Below are 20585 nucleotides of genomic sequence, written 5' to 3'. Positions count from 1 at the left end.
AGTAATTTTCAGTTTTCTTTTAATCTTTTAGTAACATATCCGGCACTGTTGCGCAATTGGTGCGCTGCGGCACTTTTAAGCATTTTTTCGCGGCGGTAGCCCAAGTTTCAGCCACTCGTATGCGCGTGTTTTCTATCAATATGAAGCAGAGTCAATAAAAATGCATGGTAAGGTTGCCGGTTAACGGCATTTATCGGGCAAAAAACTTGAAATCGGCCAGGCATGGAGTCGGTTTTTCAACTCCCATTGAAGGATCCCTGCGAGTCTGAGGGCGTTTGCCTGCATGCTAGCCTCTTTATCACTCGCTGTAATAATCAGAGTAAGTCTTATAAAATGAATGTTTGCCTTCCTGTTGGTTGAGTACGGTCATAACACGGCAGTATTCATTCTTTGTCTGGTTGAGGCGCTCGATAGCGTTGACGCACATGCGCTGTGGAGTGCGGGCCCAATGGATCACGAAGGTGATCACATCTGCATATTTTGCGAGATAAAGACCATCGACTACCGGCTCGATCGGTGGGGAGTCCAGCACGATATAGTCAAAGCGGGGGCGTGCGGTCTCAATGAGGCGTGAGAACTTCTCCCGGGTCAGCAGCTGATCCGTCGGCACGTCTGCCCGGCGGGCGCCGACCACGGCCGTGAGCGACGTTTTGGGATCAGACCTTACGATATTCTGCAGCAGCTCATCCGAGTCGAGGTCACCAATCAGGAAGTCCACCAGCCCATTGGAGGGCTCGATGTTCAGATGGCGCTGGATACTCGGCTTGCGGAAGTCGCAGTCGATGATCAGTGTGCTGGCGCCCGAAAGAGCGAGCGTGCGTGCCAGTGACAGGGCGAGAGTCGACTTGCCTTCTCCGGGCATGGCTGAAGACAGCATGATCACACGGCCAGACTTTCGGGCGTCTTCTGGCTGCTGTGCCCAGGAGCTTTGAAGCGCATTGTCGAGTGTCGCCCGGAGCCTGCGGATGGATTCCGCATACATGGACAAAGGACTGTCGACAAGCGCATCTGAAATGGAGTGCATGTCGGCCACATTGCTGTTGTGCCGGGGAACGACGGTTGCAAGTGGCAGGCGTGTCACGGCCTGAACCTGCTCCTCGTCCGTAAAACCGCCAACGAAATTCTCGAAGATGAAAGCCAAAGCAAGGCCGGCACCAATGGCAAAGAGAACAGCCACACCAAGAATCAAGGGGACTTTTGGCGAACTGGGTCCGTTTGGCGGATAAGCCGGAGAGACGACGCGGCTGTCGGCTATCTGCAGGGCGGTTTCCGTCTCCAGTGTCTGCGAGCGGGCAAGAAGCATCTGGTATTGCGAAGTCGCATTACGTGAGATCTGCTGGAGCCGGTAGATCTGCGCCAGCAGGTCAGCAGGTAGATTGCTGTTGAGGATGGCGCTGCTGAGATCCCGCCGCAGCGTTGCAGCTTCCTGATCATACTGAGATGCAGAGTTCTGGAGCTGTTGCAGCGCTGAGTCCGTCTCCTGCTGCAGGTTGGCGTTGATCTTGTCTAGCTCCTCGCGCAGATTGATGGCCCGTGCGGAGCCGCCTTCTACCTGCGCCAGGCTGCGCTCCAGTTCCATGCGCTGGCGGTTCAGTTCGGCTACAGCAGCCGTCTGGAGATTGTCAGCAACGCTTTGCCAGTCGCTTCGAGCCACGCTTTGGCGCAATGCCATGGCTTGGCTTTCTGCCGAGGACCGGCTCGCGATCAGCTGATCTATCCGCTCGCGCATGCTGCTCAGATCAGTGCGCCCTGTTTGTTCGGCAATTGCATTGACATTGGAGAGAATGAAGTCGTCGTAGGCCCTCTCGGCGGCGATGACAGCATTTTCAGCATCGGCCACCTGGCGTTGCACTTTATCGCGCGCCTCTCTTGTATTCGATGTCTTGGACTCGATCTGCAGCCGGATGTAGGTCGTGGTGATTGTGTTAGCGAGCTCGGCAGCACGTGCTGGGTTCTCTGACCGCACACTGACTGCAATCAGATAGGTGAGACCGCGGCGGGACACGGATACATTGTTCTTGAGCTTCGCCAGAACCGAGCCAAGTGCCTTTTCGCCCGTCGGAATCGTTATGTCTCTGATACGTAGGAATGCGAGCAGCTTGTCCCGAAGGCCAATCTTCACACCGAACTCGGGATCGGTCACAAGACCTTTTTCAGCAATGACGGAAAGAAGAACAGCGTCGGAATCGACTATTTGCACTTCACTTTCCACGCGCGCGCTGTCAGCTGCCGAAGATCCCATGGAATTGCTGGGATCCAGAAGGTTTTTGCGGCTGGGATCGACAAGAACCAGGGCGGTTCCGGTGTAGAGCGGTGTAATCGAGAAAAGTGCGATGCTCGCAATGGCGAGGATGATTGCAATTGTCGCAATGATTAACTTGATCTGGCGGCGAACTATGCCAAAAAGGCGGCGGAAATCAATCTCTGCGTCATCCATGAAAAGACATCTTTCCTGTCAGACTGAGGGGAGGGCTCAGATCTTGGGTCAATGATTGGAGACAAAACATTATCGCGCAAAGTCATACTTGAGCAGCGCCTTTGCGTCCAGCGCTTGCCTGCAGGAATGAAATATGCCCGTCGTAGGTCACGCGCAGAGCCGTCAGTATTCCGGTTGCATATGCGCCGGTATCGATGGCGATGCGGTTGCTATGGACCTCGGGCGCCTGAACGACCGTATGCCCATGCACCACGATGGCACCATGGTCGGCGGTGCTGGACAGAAAATCCTGTCTTATCCAGGCCAGATCCAGATCGTCCTGCAGCGCAAGCGGCACATTCGGGCGGATGCCCGCGTGAGCGAATATGATGCCGGGCATCGCGTATGCCGTCGGCAGGCTGTCCAGCAGCTGCACATGCTCTTCCGGGATGTAGCTGCGCAATAGCATTGCAGCCGTTCTGGGATTGCGCCGGAGGTTGTCAATTTCCTCCGCGCTCATGCCGTAGGAAAACAGCGCCTCCTTGCCGCCGTGGGCCAGCCAGGCCGTGTTCGCTTTCGGATCCTCCAGGAAGCCGAGCATCATCATTTCATGATTGCCCGCAAGAATGGTGCGCCTCATGCCGCCGCGAGGCGGGGCCAGCATGCGATCGAGCATCTGCGCGGTCGAAGGGCCGCGGTCGACGAGGTCGCCGAGCAGAATGAGGTCTGCAGGGCCGGAGAACTGGGCCGCGTCCTCCAGGATCATGGCCTCGAGCTCTTCATAGAGATCAAGGCATCCGTGGATGTCGCCTACGGCATAGAGCACCTGTGGCCGGTCTTCGCGCAGGATAACGCGCGGATTGACGCCTCCGGTTTCCCGCGCTCTGCCCGAAAACAGGCCGCCAAATGCAGTCAGCAGGCGCCTCATGCGCTGCCTCCTGCATCTCCCGCGGCGCGCGCAGCGCGTTCACGCGCTGCGGCATAGCCAAGGCCCAGCATGATGACAAAGAGGAAGGTGACGGCTTCGATCTCAAGACTGAAGTCGACAAGCGAGTGAACGGCGCCCAGGACGATCGCTCCTGATGCCGCGCAGATTTCGATCTGCCGGTTGCCGCGAAACAGAGCCGCCGGCAGAACCGAGGCGGCAACGACAAGGACGATGACGATCGGCAGGCTGCCGAACAGGAGGCCCATCTCGCTCCAGTGTGCCAGGTACGTGGAATGCGCCTTGTCAAAGACGACGGAGGTGGACCGGGGCATGACATTGTAAAGCGGATAGGCGGCTTCGAACGTGCTTGCACCGAAACCGAGAAGGGGGCGGTCGCCGATCATTCTGAAGGTGTTTTCGTAGACTGCCCAGCGGACGTCGGCATCCCGTTCAACGGTCAGGCTGCGTTCCAGCGTGCCCTGGCCATAAACGGCAACGATCGCCAGTCCGCCCGCTATCAGCAGGCTGAAGGCAATGAGACGGCTGCGCAGCGAGGACAGGCGGAGAAGCACGGCGGTTGCGACCCCGCAGCCGCTGGCGAAGAGGCCCATGCGCGAGTTGGAGGCTGCGAGCGCAGCCGCAATGATCAGAAATGCGGATGCTGCAAGGACTTGCGAGGACGAGATCCTGAACCCCCGCTTGGGCAGGCCGCTGCGCTCACCGACGCCGCGCAACTGCGGCGGGGGCGAGCCAGGCTCGTTCTCAGCCGGTGGCAGGACAAGCAGAGCAGCCAGAATGGCGCCGAACCCCATGAAAGTCGCAAAGGAGTTCCGGTTGATGAATGTGCCTGTGGCATCGCCCATATACTGCGACTTTTCGATGAACAGCACGCCATCACCCAGGTAAAGCAGGGCGATGATGGCATAGAGCGCCTGCGCCGTGACGATGCCTGTCAGAAACAGCGTAATTCGCCTTGCGCGGTTCTTGCGCACGCCTGCCTGTACTGCGAGGAAGAAAAGCACGCCATAGGACAGCCAGCGCAACAGGGCGAGAAATGTGTCGCCCGGCACAAGGCTGATGCTGCGGCTTTCGAAAACGGCACCGGTCTGCCCGGTGAAGGTGAAACTGCCGAGCGGCAGGATCTGGGCCAGCATGAAGGCAGCAACGGCGAAAAACGGAAGGGCCACGGGCCAGGCAGCAGAAAGGGGCAGCCGCAGTGTGGTGCGAGACCTGCCAAGCTGAAAGCAGTACCAGGCAAGAACAAGCCCGAGCACGAGAGCCCAGAGCGCCCAGAAAACCGGCCTGTTGCTGCCAAACGGCACCGGTGCAGCGCACATTACTGCAATGAGCGCGCGTCCAGCCGTATCGTTGAGCCGGGTGGTGCCGCTGTTGCTTGATGGAACCCTGTCCCGGGATACTGTGGTCCTGCTGCTGAACATGTTGGCTCTCGGAAAAAGGCTATGCCGTTGGCATCTGGAAACGTCAGGAACCCTGACTTGAGAGGGCGCGCAGATGCCGTAAGAATCGCGATTTGGGTTCATTGGGCAACCTGTCGATAATACCGATCAGAACCTGTCCATTTGCGCCTTGCTGCTTGTAAAGTTCCGCAAGCGGAGCGGCGCCATTCTGTGACATCGCCATCAGGGTGACATCCTGTATAATCACCGCTTCGCCTGCTTCGCCCATGACCGGGGTTCTTGGTAAAAGGAAGCGCAGGCGGGAAATGGCCAGCCATCCTTCGCCTGCCGAAGCCTCCTGGGAGCGTTTGACGGCGGCAAGGGCGGAGGCTGTGTCGCCAAGCAGGTCATGCGCCTTCGCCTGAATAATCCATGCCACGCCGCTGGCGGGCGAACTGGCAATCACCTCCCGGGCATAGCCCAGGCAATGGCGTGCACCGGCATGCCGTTGCTCTTGAGGAAGCAATTGGGCGTATGGGGAAACCATCGCGTCATCACAGTCCCGCATTAACAGCATGTTCGAATATGTTGAAAGGCTGATTCTCGCAGTGCCATCATAGATCGGCTGCAGACGCTCGGACTGACTGCCCGAGCGGGTGAAGAAAGCGCTGCTTTCGCCTATGACCGCATCCAGCCCGGCAAGGGCGAGGCCGAGACCGGCGATACAGCCGGCGACTGCGAGGCCTTTGGAAGCGCGGCGGGTTGAGGAAGTGTCTTTAGATAGCGTCAAAATTGAAGCTGCTCCAGCTTGCCGTCAGGATTATCGCGTAATGTGGAATGCAGATTGTTTGAAGCACCAAAACGTATCCAAGTCTGTCACCTGCATCACTTTCATGTGTTTTATACTCAATTCCTAAATAGAGGCTGGAGGGCGGAAGGCGGGCTCCTCCCTAAAAATGCCAAGCATGTGGCTTGCGCTGCCCGAAAGCGGCGGTAACCATGAGTAGGAAACCGGTTAACACAATCTTTAAAAGCTGATGACAAATATCGGAACGTATGGCATACAAGAGATCGAAATTGCCGGACTTTACGGCATGTGCGCGGTTGGGTGATTTAATTTATCGTTTTGGAGGCATAAAATGGCTCTTTTGAAGATGTTTCGGGTTGCCGCTGCAACTCTGATGCTTGCTGGTGTTTCTGCTCCTGCTTTTGCTCAGGAGTCTCCCCAGACGGTTGAAGATGTTGTGGCCGCGTGTGAAACTGGTGACTGCGATGAGCTTGTTAAAGCTTTTCTCGCGAATGTGCCTGCGGCGCAGCTTGATACTGTAAAGTCGCAGTTGGGAAGACAGCTCGAGGCTGCCCGTAACGCGGCAACTGCTGCTGGCAATCAAGCGCTTGCCAGCAGAATTAGTTTGGCTGTCACTGCTGCAGCAACTTATGATCCGAGCACGACTACAGCGACGGTGACTACTCCTGGATTTCTTGATCAAACGCAGACTGCATCTGGTTCTCCAACTGGAAACGCACCTGCTGGAAACGCAGATCGTGAAAGCTCAAGTCAGAACTGATGTCGCGTCATCGCGTTCATGCGGCCTGGATGTGTTGGCTCATTTTTTGACGGGCGGCGCGCTTGTTTTTAAGAGTCTAGGCAAACAAAAGTTGGTCTACCCCGCTGTAGCTTCGTTCTGCGGCTGGGTAGATTGCTTGTACAGACGCTCGATGAGCTTGACTCTTCGAGCATTGGTATAAGGCCAGATCCCGATGAGGGTGACACATCGGGATCTGGTTAAGCTTGTGCAGAACTTGTGCCTTTTCAAGGCGCGTTGATCAGCTTGTCAGCGTCTTGGCGCAAGGGATCAGAGAAGGTCCCAAATAATCGGATCGGTCGAGGCAATTGCAATCCAGCGGTAGCTGCTCTGCTCCCGGGGGACGACCTGATCCGTAAGATTGTCGAGTACCAGATCGCCTTTGTTCGTGCGAACCACCAGCACTGCATGGGATTCGCCCTGACGGGTCTTGACGACAGCCATGCGCAGGGCGCCAGCGGGTATGCCCATGCGGATCAGGCGGCTGCGCTTGGTCAGGGCAAAATCCTCGCAATCCCCGGCCGCGCCGCCGATCTTCCAAACATCACCCTTATCCTGCCGCCATTTCATGGAGCGGTTGACCGAAAGGTTCACCCGTTCGATCTTGGATGCGAGCGCTGCAGAGTAGGTAACCGACTTGGGGCCCTTGGCCTTGCGGCACTCCTTGCTGTTCTGCAGGCAGAAGATCTGGTAGCCAAGAGGGGCGTATGTCGTTCCTTTAGGCTCGATGCGCGAGATTTCCGGGTCTCCGAGCGTGCGGGCACCACCAAACCAGCTGGCTTGGGCCGGTTGATATGCGGTTGCGCTGAGAAAAAGCGCCGCGGCCGCCGCTGCAAGTACTTTCTTGAACATGACCTTTTCCCATCTTCGAATGGTGGAAGCAGCAGCCATCGGCTTGAGACCTTACGGCGCATGACTTTCCCTTGATCCTGTTCCGTTGATACAGCGCCTCCTCCTGAAACCATTTTAAATGGATCGGGACAATTTTATCGAAGTGCTCTTTTTCTGGCGCTTGAAGAGAAGTGTGGCGGGGCCGTGGAGCCGCTACGGAAGTTCAAGCCTTGTTAATGATTTCCAGTCTATGAATCGAATTGCTCAAATGCCGAGGATCTCCACCGGGCGGCAGTGCCCGCGGAGACTGGCATCGGCAGTCGACCGGCGTGGAGTTTGCGATGACTGGAACCCTTGTTCTGAGCCTTCTCGGTGGCGGGATCTATTGCATTGTTGCCGGATTTTTCCTGACATTCTCCTTTGCCGAGCTGGTTGAAACCCGTAACTCCTCCCGCTTCTCCGCCGCACTTGCCGTGGTTTCCGCGCTGTTCTGGCCTGTTGCGCTTGTGGTGGCGACGCTGGCAGCGCTGATGATGCGGCCGAAGGCTGGCCCCGTCCTTGGCCAGCAGGCGCGTGCAAGGGCTGCAACCCAGCCCGCAGAACGTCTCGCGGTCTGAGAGCTTTCAGCGAAGCCGCTGATTTCATTCGCAACTTCTGCTGCCAATTTCCGCTCGCGCTGCACAGCTTTCCTCTGTATGAGAAGAGCAGTGTAAAGCGTGGGGATCTGGTGTGACAGAGCTTGGCCATATGGCTGCGGCGAGTGAAGCTGCCATCGACTGCAAACCTCTGATCAGCATGGCGCTGGAGGCGGGGCGGGCTATCCTCGCTATTTATACCGGTGATCATGACGCGGCCGAAAAAAAGGACGGATCGCCCGTGACCCTGGCTGACCAGGCGGCTGAAGCGGTCATCCTGAAGGGCCTTGCGGATGCCTGCCCGGACATTCCGGTTATTGCGGAGGAGGCGGTTTCGGCCGGGCATGTGCCGGCTGCTGCAAGCCGTTATTTTCTCGTCGACCCGCTTGACGGAACCCGCGAGTTCATCAGCCGCAACGGCGAATTCACGGTCAATATTGCGCTGATCGACCGGGGTGTTCCGGTGGCTGGCGTCGTCTATGCTCCGGCCTCAGGCGAAATCTACTGGACCGGCGGTGCGGATGCCCGCATGGCCAGGGTCAGCCCTGACGCGCTGGAGGCGGGGGACGGTGTGCCGGTCCATGTTCGCCCCGCGCCGGAGGGGGGCTTGACGGTGCTGGCCAGCCGTTCCCATGCCTGCGCGCGCACCAAGCAGCTGATTGAGCAACTACCCGTTTCGGATGTCACGTCCGCGGGATCTTCATTGAAATTGTGCCTGGTGGCGGCAGGACGCGCGGATGTCTATCCGCGCCTGTCGCCGACCATGCAATGGGATATTGCTGCCGGTCACGCGGTTCTGCGTGCAGCCGGTGGAAGGGTTTTGTCTCTGACCCCGGGCGGGGCAGAGGCCACGGAACTCGCGTACCACGCTCCCGCCTCCCGGGATGGCAGCGGGCTCGAGAATTCCGCTTTCATCGCAATCGGCGATCCGGAGCTTGCTCCGCTGGTTCTGAAAGCAAGTCATATTTGATTAAATGAGGTTACCGCCATGCGCGTGACAATGATTGGGACTGGGTATGTCGGGCTTGTTTCCGGTACCTGCTTTGCGGATTTTGGTCATACGGTCATCTGCGTCGACAAGGACGCCAGCAAGATTGACGCCCTGAACAAGGGCCTGATCCCGATCTATGAGCCGGGCCTGGCTGAACTGGTGGCCAAGAACGTGCGCGAAGAGCGCCTGTCCTTCACCACCGACGCGGCAGACGCCATTGCCGGTGCCGATGCGGTGTTCATCGCCGTGGGCACGCCGTCGCGCCGTGGCGATGGCCATGCGGACCTGAGCTATGTCTATGGTGCAGCAGAAGAAATCGCTGCATCCATCAAGAACTTCACCGTGGTTGTGACCAAGTCCACCGTTCCGGTCGGCACCGGTGACGAAGTGGAAGACATCATCCGCCGCGTCAATCCGGCTGCTGATTTTGCGGTTGTGTCCAACCCGGAGTTCCTGCGGGAAGGCGCGGCCATCGAGGACTTCAAGCGTCCGGACCGTATTGTCGTCGGCACGGATGATCCGCGTGCCGTTGAGGTGATGCGCGAACTGTACCGCCCGCTTTATCTCAACGAAACGCCGATCCTGGTGACGCGCCGCCGCACGTCCGAACTGATCAAATATGCTGCCAACGCCTTCCTCGCCGTGAAGATCACCTTCATCAACGAGATGGCCGATCTTTGCGAGAAGGTGGGGGCCAACGTTCAGGAAGTGTCGCGCGGCATCGGCCTCGACAACCGCATCGGCTCCAAGTTCCTGCATGCAGGTCCCGGCTATGGCGGCTCCTGCTTCCCGAAGGACACGCTGGCCCTGTCCAAGATCGGCCACGAGGCCGGGTCTCCGGTGCAGATCGTCGATACGGTGATCAAGGTCAATGATGACCGCAAGCTGGCCATGGCCGACAAGGTGATCCGTCATCTGGGCGGTGACATCGCCGGCAAGACGGTGGCCGTGCTTGGCCTTGCCTTCAAGCCGAACACCGACGACATGCGCGAGGCGCCGTCCATTCCGATCATCAAGCGCCTGCAGGAAGCCGGCGCCACGATCCGCGCCTTCGACCCGGTGAGCATGCACGAGGCGTCCAAGTCCATGACGGACGTGATGTTCTGCGACGGCCCGTATCATGCGGTCGAGAATGCCGATGCGGTGGTGATCATCACGGAATGGGACCAGTTCCGTGCGCTGGATCTCAACCGGCTGAAGTCGATCATGCGCACGCCGAACGTCATCGACCTGCGCAACATCTACCGTATGGAAGACATGACCCAGCGCGGCTTCAACTACGTCAGCGTGGGCCGCAGCTACTGATATCTGTCAGGTCCCATGAAACAGCAATGCCCCGGCGATGAGCCGGGGCATTTTCCGTTTCGCGGGGGATTGGACTCATACCAATTCTCGATGAGCTTGACTCATCGAGAATTGGTTAAGCCCGTGCGGCGCTTGAGCATCTTCAAGGTGTGATGCGTCAGCATCGAAAGCCTTGGTATCAGTTTCCGTCCATGACCTCTACGGTGACGCGACGGTTGAGCGCGCCGGTGCGGCCGAAGCGGCGGGTTTCGCCGCCGGTGACAATGGTGATGCGGTCCGCGCTGGCGCCCTGTTCCGTCAGGAAATCTGCCACGGCCTGCGCACGCACATGGGCCAGGGCCTCGTTCATCTTGCGCGGCCCGGCCACACTGCTGAAGCCGGTCACCTCCAGCTTGCAGCCCTCTTTTGCACTCAGCTCCGCCACCGTCTTCAGCGGCAGATGCGCTTCGCCGGGCAGGTCCGAGCGGTTGAGCGGGAAGCCGGTCACATCAACGCGCTTGGGCGCGCATTTGGCTTTCGGGCTCGGCGTTGCCGTGTTGGTCGATGCCTTGGACTTCGGCGCATTCGGCACCTTTTCACCAGCGGCAGGCACGGCAGCCTCCGGCGCAGAGGCCTGAGGAGCGGCCGGGGCGTCAGGAACGGCCGGGGACGTGGACGGCGCGGCAGTGGCGTCAGCCTGTGCTTCCGGAGCCTTGTCCGCGGGAGCAGGCTCGGCCGGAGGCTGGGTCCCCTGTATTTGCGCCTCCGGTGTTTGCGCGTCCGCAACCGGAGGCTCCGCACCTTCGGAAGGCGTGTTTTCCCCGGCCTGTGCAGAGGCCGGCAGCCAGCCGGTTGCCGGCGGCTCGATCACGGCAATGCTGGAATTGTTGCTAAGCCGGGCGCCGCGCGGTCCGGTGGCGTTGTCCTTGGGCTGAGCCTTGTCGAGCACCTTGATGTCTTGCGCTGGAACCTTCACGCTGCCGATTTCCGCCGACAGCACGTAGAGGTTCCGGTCCATCGCCGTGCCTGCGCCGCCCCATTTGTCATTGGTGAAGTGGACGGAGAAGGGCTGGTTCTTTTCAAGATCGGCAGAATCGACGGTGAAAGTGACTGCCTTCTGATGATCCTGCCAGTCCGTCAGCTTTGAGAGCGGTCCGTCTGTGGATGTATCGATTGCGTTTTCAACAGTGCCCTTGGCTATTTCCTGATCACCATATCGGATTTCGTAGGCGGGCGGGCCGTCGAATGCCTCGCCAGCCAGAGTGAATGTAACGTTGATGCTCCCGGCATTTGCCGGGAAAACGAACAGGGAAACGCCGGCAAGTGAGATGGCGGCGAGCCGGGCAAGAGAATAACGGGTTGAAATCATCTGGTCCGCTCCGCGAATAGAAATCTGGAGCGGCATTAAGGCCAGAGAATGCGGCGGCAAGATGAAGCCGCAGGACGGCGTTCAGGCGTCCTGCGTGGCGGCTTCCGGCTCGCGGCAGACATCCACCCAGATGGCATCCGTCAGTTCGGCCATGCGCTCCGGGGTGATGCAGACGGCAGCATTGACGGCACCGGCCGCCGGATAGACCACATCAAAGGCCTTCAGCGAAATGTCGCAGTGGACCTTCAGCGGCTGGACGAGGCCGAAGGGGCAGACACCGCCGACCGGGTGGCCGGTGATCTCTTCCACCACATCCAGCCCCAGCATCTTCACCTTGCTGCCAAAAGCGGCCTTGGCCTTCTTGTTGTCGAGGCGGGCATCGCCGCGTGTGACCAGAAGGATCGTCTCATCGCCGGCAGCGATGGAGAGCGTCTTGGCAATCTGCGCGGGTTCAACGCCAAGGGCAGCTGCTGCTTCCACAACGGTGGCGGTGCTGGCGTCCTTCACCATCACCTCGATATCCGGTGCCTTGCTGGCAAAGAAGGCGCGCACGCTTTCAAGGCTCATAGTCTTCCCCTGCAACTCTGGTGATGATCTGCGTACCGAACCGTTCGGTTCGTTTTTTGGGAGAGTAATGACCGGTTGGCGGACTGTCCAGCCCCTCATCTCACATGTGCAGCGTCCCTGCGTCCCTGGGAATGGAAGCCTCTCCTGAGTGGGTGGAGAAGGTCAGCGCCCTCCCGGGGCTTTGCCGGATGGGCATAGGGAGGCCGGAATGTCAGATGGTCAAACCGCGGGGTCAGGCAAAGTGGGCGCTGGCGCGGAAGGTCGGGGGCAGGGGGTGCTCAGGTTCCTTGCCGCAAAGCTCGGCGGCAAGGGCGGCGCCAACAAGGTGGGCGATGCCAAAGCTGATCTTGAAGCCGCCGGTGGCGGCAAAGATGCCGTCAAAGCCGGGGATGCGGCCAACCAGCGGATCACGGCCAAACGGCTTTGGCCGCACCCCGGCCCAGGTCTCCACAAGCTCACGGCCCGCAAGAGCGGGGCAGAAACGGATGGCACGGGCGAGCAGGGCCGCGGCGGGGCCCGCCTCCGCTTCGGTGTCCGTACGGCGGGCAATCGCGGTGCTGCCGATGGCGACGGTGCCGTCCCCGTGGGGGACAACGTAGAGGCCGTCGCAGTAGACGGCGGGCATGGCGGAAAGCTCCGGGGCGGCAACGCGCAGGGCCTGTCCCTTCTCGCCCTCGCCAAGCGGCTTGCCGGTCAGCGCCTCCAGCATGGCAAAGCTGGAAAAGCCCTGCGCAAGAACGATGGCACCGGCGCTCAGCACCTGGCCATCCGCGAGGGTGACGGAAGGGGCGCTGCCGCTGACGCTGGCAACGGGCGCACCGGTGAGGAGGTGCCCGCGCGCGGAAAAGGCCTGCGCCAGCGCCTGAAGATAGCGGCGGGGGCTGATGCGCGCGGCCAGCGTCTCACGCACAACGCCAAAGGGCGCGGCCTCGGGGGCAAGCCAGGCAGCGTGGTCCCCCGCCTCTTCGATCTCGTAGGCAAAGCCGGTAACAGGCGTGTTCCAGTGCGTCCGCGCCTCAGCCGCCCGGGCATGGTGGTGCGCGAGAAGATCCGCCGTGGTGATGGGAAGAACCCGGCCGCAGCGGCGGTAGCCGGTCTCAAGGCCCGTCTCGGCCTCAAGTTGGGCAATGTGCCCCTCAAGACCGGCAAGGGCCTCAAACTGAAAGGCCTTCTTGGCATTCCAGCGGGCGGGCATATGCGGCATCAGCGCGCCGAGAACGCCCCCACTGGCGCCTGACCCCACCTGAGCTGCTTCCACCAGCGTGACCGACAGACCGGCCTCTGCCGCAGCCCGTGCGGTGGAGAGGCCGAAGACGCCCGCACCGATGACCAGAACATCCGGTGCCCCCTGAAGGATGGCGGGGCTGGGCTGCTGGGTCATGCGGGGCGTCCTTGGCTTGGGCTGATGGCGCGGGCAGAAGGATGGATTGGCTTTGACATATCGTCCGGAAGTGATGCAACTTAAGGCAACTGTCACGATCCGATCAGTAGCGCATGACACAGGCAGGGCAAGAGGATTTGAGTGCTGTATTGCCGCAGGCAGGCACAGCGCCGGAGCTGGAATGGCTGGAAGACGGGGTGCCCCGCGCCGGGCGCTTCGGCGACACCTATTTCTCCCGTGCGGGCGGTCTGGCCGAGACGGGGCACGTGTTCCACGCCGGAAACGGCCTGCCGCAGCGCATGGCGGGGCGTCAAGGCTTCACCATCGGCGAGCTTGGCTTCGGCACCGGGCTGAACCTTCTGGCAACGCTGAAGCTGATCCGGACACTGGAGGCGCCGCCGCAGCTGACCTTTCTGTCCTTCGAGGCTTATCCCCTGACGCTGGCGCAGCTGGAGCGGGCGCATGCGGCCTTTCCCGATGTGGCCGGGGAAGCAGCTGAACTGCGGTCGGCACTTGCCGGCATGGCTTCAGATGACGGCACCCTGACGCCGGGCTGGCACCTGGCGGGGGTGGACGGGGCGCGCCTGTGGCTTGGCATTGGTGACGCGCGCAGCTTGCTGCCCGAGCTGACATCGGGACAGGGGCCTGAGGGGCTTTTGTCCGTGCTGCCGGTCGAGGCGTGGTTCCTCGATGGCTTCTCCCCGGCGAAGAATCCGGAGCTCTGGAGCCCGGAGCTGATGGCGGCTGTGCATGGCCTGACGGCACCGGACGGCACCTTTGCCACCTATAGCGCCGCTGGATGGGTGCGGCGAAACCTTGAGGCGGCGGGCTTCGAGGTGGAGCGCATCAAGGGCTTTGCGGGCAAGCGGCAGATGATGCGTGGCATGCGGCGCTGAGCGCTTCCTGCCAAGGCTTTCGATGCTGACGTATCACGCCTTGAAACGGCTCAAGTGCGGCAGGGGAGTTGATATCAGAAGCCGATGGAAAGGCGCCCCGTGGCGCTCCAGCTCTGGCTGCTGGCGCCGATGTCGGACACCTGGCCGCCCAGATTGAGGCTGGCTCCCCGGCGGCCTGTAAAGTTGACGCCGAGGCTGGCGCTGGTGAGGGCAGACCAGGCTCCGGCCACCATTGGCTCGGTGTTCGGCTGGCTCAGGTCGAGGGCCTGCGAGTAACGCAGGTTGGCATAGACGCCCGCATAGGGAGAGGTCTTGATATAGGGGGTGAGTGTCTGGGTGATGCTGGCCCGCGCGCCGAGGGTCGTGCGCCCCAGAAACACATCCATCGCCTCCATTGAGGTGCCGTTGCTGGCCGTGAAGCTGCCGTGCCGCTCATAGGCGCCGTAGAAGCGCGCTTCCGGAGAAAGGGTAACGGGCCCAAATGTCTGACGGCCTGTCAGGCCGGCGCCCACGAGATAGCGTGAGCCGGAGAAATTGCCGCCAATGTCATCGGAGCGGCCCTTGTAGGTGAGACCCGACCATGCGGCCATGGTGGTGAGCGTCAGCGCCGGGGTCAGGCGCCAGCCGGAATAGCTGCCAAGGGTGGTGCCTTCGCCGATGAGGCCGGATTTTGCGGAGCTGTAACCGTAATCGAAGCGCTCCGAACCGGCCATTACCCCAAGAATTGTATCCGGTGCCACCCGGTATCCGACGCCTGACAGGGCATTGATCTGGCTGCCGGTGCTTTCCGGGCCGCCGCTCAGCCAGCTGCCGCGTACGGTGGCCCAGGCGGTCCACGGGCGCTGCACCGGCACGGGCTGGCGGGTGGCGGCAAGTGCCAGCTTTTCATCCATCCGCAGCTTGCGGAAGAGCTCCCGGTTGCGCGCCGCATTCTCCTTGGCGGCGATGCCTTCGCCAAGGTTGAGGGTGATATAGCCGGGGGCTGCCGCGAAGAACTTTCCCCCGCCGAAGCCGGCGCCGATGCTTCCGCTCACCACATCGCTCATGGTGCTGGCCGAGGCAGCGAGAGCGGAGAGAGAGGCCCGCCCCTGTGCCTCCCGGAAACTCCGGATGCTGGCAGCTTCCGGGCTCAAGGGGCCTGTCTCTCGCGATGGCACGCAGGCGGCGGTAACCGTGACCGTGTCGAAATAAAGCCCCTCAGTCCGGAACTGCAGCGTCAATGCACTGTTTGCCCGCTCAATGGTGCGGGTGATCGTCATCGCACCGGAGGGAGCGGCGGATCTGGGCGCTTCGCCGGTTTCGGACAGGGTGTAGCGATAGGGCGTGCCGCTGTTCGGTGTGAAGGTGATGGTCACCGTGTCCCCACTGCCGAAGCCGGTTGCCGTTCGCTCAATCTGATTGAGATTGCCGGACATGGCGTTGAAATGCCCGGCGTTGATCTCAAGGCAGCCTTGCGAGACTGCCTGTGCATTGGCCGGTGCCTCTCCTGCCAGCAGCAGCAGCACGGCCGGAAGCAGACCGTACCGCAGGCGCCGGTAGCTGTAGAGCGGGTGAGGCACGGGGCTGGCTCCGTGAATTCCTAAATCAAAAACAAGGTCTTCGCCTTGGCGAAAACTGGCAAAGCTGCGTTACCTGAAAAGATGGACTGTCTGTTTGGTGTTTATGTGGCGATTTTGCAGAAAAAATTTTGCAAGTAATTTTCAAATAAATAGAAGTTTATTAGATGGGGCGTTTTTAGGATATTGCTTGTCCTGTTCGCTCAGGGAAACGCCAGATATTGCGGCGGCGCATTGCCTTAGCATCTCCGATGCCAATTGCAGGGGGAACAGATTCTTTCCTGATCTGACAGATCGCCGTTGCGCCGTCCCATCAAACGAGACAGTCCCATTGTTGATCTTGTTCACCATCTTGTCGCGGCGGCGAAGTTCCATCAGCATGATGCAAACAGCCGCGCGTTGAACGGAAGTTCGAATTGACACATGTCGTAATCATCAATGGTCCAGCCGGGGTGGGGAAAACCTCTGTTTCCTTGAAGCTGGCAGGAATGCTCCCAGGGACGATAAATATTTCGGGCGATGCCATTCGATGGTTTGCGCCACCTGATGCTGGACAATACCTAGGCCCTGGCTCGACCTACCGCGCCGGGGCATCTTTGACGTCGGCATACTTAGGAATGGGAGCACCGCGAATAATTTTCGAGTACGTCTTTGATGCTGCGGAAAAAATCTCGAGATTTTGCCGATGGCTTCCTCCGGACACTCCGGTTTACCTCTTTACGATCTGGGCACCTATTGAAGCCGTGATCGAAAGAGAAGCCACGCGCGAAGGTCGAGAACCATTGGGAGACCTTACGATTCAGACTTACCGTGCCTTCGAACGTAATCTCAGATCCCTTGGATGCATGGTTCAAAACACCATCTCTCCGGAAGTCGCCGCTTCCGAGATTTTCACAAAAATCACCGAAACAGAAGGAAGACCGGCTGCTAGATTTGTCCGCAGTTAGTCCCTGGAGTTCTCGGAAAGGTCCCATTTTAATTTTTTCTAAGAACCCGCTATCTGCTGCTCCGCCCACCATGGCTTCAGTGATGTTTGAATCTCCGCGTGATCCGTCTCTGCTACTCCGGCTGCAGGCCATGGTGGCTTGTCATTCCGCCAACGCGTTGGAAACAGGGCGATCATGGGCGCCGCGATAGGGGCAAGAGGTTTAAGAAAGTCTCGCACGAAGGCTAGGTGTGGATACCACCTGTGCGAACGGAATAAGTAATTTCAGCTCTCTGTGAGAAGTGATCTGCACAAGACTGCAAAATAAAAATGCCGCCGGAAGGTCCGGCGGCATCTGCGTCAGATGTTGGAAGAAAATCAGCCGCGGCCGATGAAGGGCATATTTGTGGCCATCACGGTCATGAACTGGACATTGGCCTCCAGCGGCAGGCTGGCCATATGCAGCACCGAGTTGGCGACGTGGGCGACGTCCATCACCGGTTCCGGGGCGATGGTGCCGTTGGCCTGCGGCACGCCTTTCTGCATCACTTCCGTCATGTCCGAAGCGGCGTTGCCGATGTCGATCTGGCCGCAGGCGATGGAGAAGGGCCGCCCGTCGAGCGAAAGGGTGCGGGTGAGGCCGGTGATGGCATGCTTGGACGCGGTGTAGGCAACAGAACCCGGACGCGGCACGGCGGCGGAGATGGAGCCGTTGTTGATGATGCGCCCGCCCTGCGGCGACTGGCGGCGCATCATGCCGAAGGCGCCACGGGCGATGAGGAAAGCGCCGTAGACGTTCACGTCCAGCACCTTGCGGAAGTCCTCCGGCTTCATGTCGTCGATCAGCGTCGAGGGCAGGCTGATGCCGGCGTTGTTGAACACCACATCCAGACGGCCGAACCGCTCGCCCAGACGGGCAAAGAGACCATCGGTGAAGCTTTCGGTGCTCACATCTCCGGCCAGGATCAGCGCCTTGTCAGCGGTAGCACCCGAGCGGGCGAGTGTATCCGCCAGCGCATCCTCCCGGCGGCCGGTGAGAACCACATTCGCGCCGGTCTTCAGGAAGGCAATGGCGGTGGCGCGGCCAATGCCGGAGCTTGCGCCGGTGACGAGAACGGTCTTGCCGGTGAAATCCATGAAACATCTCCCATACGGCCACAAGCCTGTGCGGCCATGTTGTCTGACAACTCCGGCTGCAAGCTAGCCCGCAGGTCCGCCCTCCGGCAAGACCGGAAGGCGGCAAAAGTGTTCTGCAACAAGGGAAAGCTATTCTGGCGTCGCAAGCGCTGCCGCATCTGCCTGGTTCATGCCGAGGCGGACCTGGGCCAGATGCTCCACGTGGGCGCGCAGATCCGCCGAACGCTTCATCAATGCACGGAAATCGGTGGCCGAGAGCACCAGCAGATTGCAATAGCCAAGGGCGACCACATCGGCACTGCGCGGCTGGCCGGTCAGAAGGGCGATTTCGCCCACCACGTCACCACGTCCGACAGCATGGGTGCCGAAGGCGGTCCGCACCTCTGCCGCTCCCGACGAGATGAAATAGGCTGCGTCACCTTTCTCGCCCTTGCGGATGATGTATTCGCCGGGCGTTGCAAAGCGCGGGCGCATCAGCCGGACGATTTCCTCACGCTCGGCATCCTTCAGCCCGGAGAAGAACGGGTTCTGGGCAACGAGATCGCGCGTCTTCAGGCCAAGGTCCAGACGCGGGCGGCCGCCGCCCGTGGTGCGGCGCTGGGCCAACTCGTGCTTGAGGTCGTTGTAAAGCTCGGTGCCGATCAGCGTCTGGGTATAGGCGTCGGAATAGGCCGCCTCCTCAAAACGCTGGCCGGTGCGGCGCAGGAAGTCCAGCTCCAGCGCATCGGCATAATCGGGATATTGCAGGCGCATGGCATCCAGCCCCTGGACGATATCCTCGCGGCGGATGTCGAGGGTTTCGTGCAGGATCGACGCCACGCGGTCGCCTAGGAGCGGCTTGATGCGGTTGCTGTTGAACTCGATCAGCTCGTTCAGGACGATGCGGGTCAGCAGCAGCCGCTCGAAACGGTCAGCCACGACGATGCGCAGCGGCAGGTCGATCTTCAGCCAGCGCTGGGTCCACTGGGCGAGGCGGAACAGCTTGCCGAAAGAGACGATCCGCCGGGCCGAGCGGTTGTAGCCGGTCCGGCCTTTGGTGCGCGCCTGATCGGCGATCCGGCCGACAAGAGCCAGATGGCTGGTGATGGTACGGTTGGAAACCGTGCCTTCGCGGAAATGGCGCAGCACCAGAACACGCTCGCGGTCGGCAAGGGCGATGAGGCCCAGCAGCACGCGTTCACGGTCCATGATGTCTTCGGCAAAGGCATTGATTTCCGCCGCTTCCGCCGAGCGCGCCGCATAGTCGTCGCTGACCTTGCGGGCGATGGCATCCGAAATGGAATAGGCGTGCGCGGCCTCGTCCACCTCGTCCCGCACGTCCGAAAGGGCAAGCGCCTGGAACTGGTGCCGCAGCGCCTGATCCAGCGGCGACAGGGTGTTGAGCTTCAGGATCTTGATCAGCGGCTTCAGCGTGGTGCCGTAGATCAGCAGGGTGAAGAGCACGAAGCTGGTGGCCAGAACGGCCACGAAGCGCTGCACATCATCCGGCAGGGTCCGGTGCTCGGTGATGGACAGGGCAAGGATCAGCGTCACCGCACCGCGCATGCCGCCCCAGAGAATGACGGTCTTGTAGCGTGTATTGACCGGTTCGCTGAGTTTCATCACCTCAAGCAGTGGCATGATCCCGAATATGACCACGGCGCGTGCGGCAAGGGCGGCAACGATGAGGACGACCAGCAGCAGGGCGTCCAGCATGCGGAAGCCTGTCAGCAGCTCGGGGATCAGGATCGAGGCAAGCACGAAGATGAGGGAACTGGCCCAGAAGGCGATCTGCTCCCACACATCATGCAGATAGGACCAGGCATCCGGGGTGATGCGGGCCGGGCCGTAGAGATTGAAGACGATGCCGCTGGCGACCACGGCGACTACGGCCGAAACATCCGCCAGCTGCTCGCTGACCACGTAGACGAGATAGGGCAGGGCGACGGAGAAGGTGACCTGCGCCAGCTTGTTCTCCCGCATCATCGGCAGGAGGGCCACCGCTCCGCGCCCCGCAACGAGGCCCAGAAGGATGCCGCCGATGAAGGAGCGGAAGAAGGTGACGACAGCTGCCATCGGCTCGGGGGTCTGCGCACCGGTCAGCATGCCCAGCAGAATGACGAAGAGCACGATGGCGGCGGCGTCATTCAGCAGGCTTTCGCCTTCAACGAGGCGTCCGAGGCGCCCCGGAGCGCCGATGTCGCGGAAGATGGAGACAACGGCCACGGGGTCTGTGGTGGCGACGATGGCACCCAGCAGCAGGCAGGCCACCAGGGAAACGCCCGCCAGCGGGAACAATGCAAAGCCGATGATCGCGGTGGCCACCAGCACGGCGATGACTGCCAGCAGCAGGATCGGAACCCAGTCTTCCAGGATCCGCCGCACGTCCAGCGTCAGCGTCGTCTGGAAGAGCAGCAGCGGCAGGAAAATGTAGAGCACCGTCTCGGAATCGATCGGCGGATCGACGAAGACATAGGCCAGCGCGTTGAAGGTGTCGGTCCGCGGCGTATAGAGCAGATAGGCCGCGAGAACGCCGATCATGGCGCCCACCGCGGCAATGAGAACGCTGGGCGCAAGGTCAAGCCGCCGCGCCAGAGGCTGCAGCAGGGCAATGACAACAAGGAGGCTGGCGAAGGCCGCGATGACGACAGGAGTGTGCATGTGCCTATCTTGGCGGGCGATGTGGCAAAATGTGGTTAAAATTCTC

Annotated in this window: 17 protein-coding genes; 5 read left to right on the top strand and 12 right to left on the bottom strand. The window is 60.7% G+C overall.

All coding sequences use genetic code 11. The annotated features are described in order from the left end of the window. Positions 1-298: 298 nt before the first annotated feature. The 4 genes from IF10I1_RS08800 to IF10I1_RS08785 form a co-directional block, all read right to left on the bottom strand. The gene (locus IF10I1_RS08800; protein WP_186392507.1) at positions 299-2437 is read right to left on the bottom strand and encodes a Wzz/FepE/Etk N-terminal domain-containing protein; all 2139 of its coding nucleotides are present in this window, start codon (positions 2435-2437) and stop codon (positions 299-301) included. An 82-nt stretch (positions 2438-2519) separates the two neighbouring features. Next, entirely contained in the window at positions 2520-3344 is an 825-nt protein-coding gene (locus IF10I1_RS08795; protein ID WP_186392506.1) for a metallophosphoesterase, read from the bottom strand. Then, positions 3341-4531 carry an O-antigen ligase gene (locus tag IF10I1_RS08790; RefSeq protein ID WP_186392505.1) on the bottom strand — a complete coding sequence of 397 codons (1191 nt, stop codon included), beginning with the start codon at positions 4529-4531 and terminating at the stop codon, positions 3341-3343. The genes IF10I1_RS08795 and IF10I1_RS08790 overlap by 4 nt, the downstream gene beginning before the upstream one ends. Positions 4532-4826: 295 nt before the next feature. Further along, positions 4827-5531 (bottom strand): hypothetical protein, encoded by a 705-nt coding sequence (locus IF10I1_RS08785; RefSeq protein WP_186392504.1) that lies wholly within the window; start codon positions 5529-5531, stop codon positions 4827-4829. A gap of 349 nt (positions 5532-5880) precedes the next feature. Between IF10I1_RS08785 and IF10I1_RS08780 the strand changes: the two genes are divergently transcribed. After that, positions 5881-6309 carry a hypothetical protein gene (locus IF10I1_RS08780; protein ID WP_186392503.1) on the top strand — a complete coding sequence of 143 codons (429 nt, stop codon included), beginning with the start codon at positions 5881-5883 and terminating at the stop codon, positions 6307-6309. 288 nt (positions 6310-6597) lie between these two features. On the opposite strand, the gene IF10I1_RS08775 is transcribed toward IF10I1_RS08780, so the two are convergent. After that, a complete protein-coding gene (locus IF10I1_RS08775; protein ID WP_186392502.1) occupies positions 6598-7179 on the bottom strand; it encodes a transglutaminase-like cysteine peptidase in 582 nt (193 codons plus the stop codon). A gap of 320 nt (positions 7180-7499) precedes the next feature. Here IF10I1_RS08775 and IF10I1_RS08770 point away from each other — a divergent pair, with 320 nt between their 5' ends. The 3 genes from IF10I1_RS08770 (at position 7500) to IF10I1_RS08760 (ending at position 10089) form a co-directional block, all read left to right on the top strand. Continuing rightward, positions 7500-7775, top strand: a complete 276-nt coding sequence (locus IF10I1_RS08770) for a hypothetical protein (RefSeq protein WP_186392501.1) — start codon at positions 7500-7502, stop codon at positions 7773-7775. 112 nt (positions 7776-7887) lie between these two features. Continuing rightward, on the top strand, positions 7888-8763 hold the full coding sequence (gene cysQ / locus IF10I1_RS08765) for a 3'(2'),5'-bisphosphate nucleotidase CysQ (protein WP_186392500.1): 876 nt from the start codon (positions 7888-7890) through the stop codon (positions 8761-8763). 18 nt (positions 8764-8781) lie between these two features. Continuing rightward, positions 8782-10089: a UDP-glucose/GDP-mannose dehydrogenase family protein gene (locus IF10I1_RS08760; protein WP_186392499.1), complete on the top strand. Its 1308-nt coding sequence runs from the start codon at positions 8782-8784 to the stop codon at positions 10087-10089. Positions 10090-10267: 178 nt separating this feature from the next. On the opposite strand, the gene IF10I1_RS08755 is transcribed toward IF10I1_RS08760, so the two are convergent. The 3 genes from IF10I1_RS08755 to IF10I1_RS08745 form a co-directional block, all read right to left on the bottom strand. Next, the gene (locus IF10I1_RS08755) at positions 10268-11437 is read right to left on the bottom strand and encodes an OmpA family protein (protein ID WP_186392498.1); all 1170 of its coding nucleotides are present in this window, start codon (positions 11435-11437) and stop codon (positions 10268-10270) included. A gap of 81 nt (positions 11438-11518) precedes the next feature. Continuing rightward, positions 11519-12004 carry a YbaK/EbsC family protein gene (locus IF10I1_RS08750; protein WP_050471034.1) on the bottom strand — a complete coding sequence of 162 codons (486 nt, stop codon included), beginning with the start codon at positions 12002-12004 and terminating at the stop codon, positions 11519-11521. A 232-nt stretch (positions 12005-12236) separates the two neighbouring features. Next, on the bottom strand, positions 12237-13385 hold the full coding sequence (locus tag IF10I1_RS08745) for an FAD-binding oxidoreductase (RefSeq protein WP_186392497.1): 1149 nt from the start codon (positions 13383-13385) through the stop codon (positions 12237-12239). A 137-nt stretch (positions 13386-13522) separates the two neighbouring features. On the opposite strand from IF10I1_RS08745, the gene mnmD reads away from it, so the two are divergent. Continuing rightward, entirely contained in the window at positions 13523-14281 is a 759-nt protein-coding gene (gene mnmD, locus IF10I1_RS08740) for a tRNA (5-methylaminomethyl-2-thiouridine)(34)-methyltransferase MnmD (protein ID WP_244284681.1), read from the top strand. A gap of 74 nt (positions 14282-14355) precedes the next feature. Here the strand turns inward: mnmD and IF10I1_RS08735 are convergent, their stop codons facing one another. From IF10I1_RS08735 to IF10I1_RS08720, 4 genes are all read right to left on the bottom strand, one after another. Beyond that, complete coding sequence (locus IF10I1_RS08735; RefSeq protein WP_186392495.1) at positions 14356-15840, bottom strand: autotransporter outer membrane beta-barrel domain-containing protein; 1485 nt, start codon at positions 15838-15840, stop codon at positions 14356-14358. 141 nt (positions 15841-15981) lie between these two features. Then, complete coding sequence (locus IF10I1_RS08730) at positions 15982-16218, bottom strand: hypothetical protein (protein ID WP_186392494.1); 237 nt, start codon at positions 16216-16218, stop codon at positions 15982-15984. Between the two features lie 922 nt (positions 16219-17140). Next, a complete protein-coding gene (locus IF10I1_RS08725; protein ID WP_186392493.1) occupies positions 17141-17899 on the bottom strand; it encodes an SDR family oxidoreductase in 759 nt (252 codons plus the stop codon). A gap of 129 nt (positions 17900-18028) precedes the next feature. After that, complete coding sequence (locus IF10I1_RS08720) at positions 18029-20539, bottom strand: cation:proton antiporter (protein ID WP_050471039.1); 2511 nt, start codon at positions 20537-20539, stop codon at positions 18029-18031. Positions 20540-20585 lie beyond the last annotated feature (46 nt).

The sequence above is a fragment of the Pannonibacter sp. I15F10I1 genome (assembly GCF_900185665.1).
Taxonomy (GTDB): domain Bacteria; phylum Pseudomonadota; class Alphaproteobacteria; order Rhizobiales; family Stappiaceae; genus Pannonibacter; species Pannonibacter indicus.
Note: the sequence above shows the minus strand (reverse complement) of the source record. Positions and strands in the feature narration are given on the sequence as shown.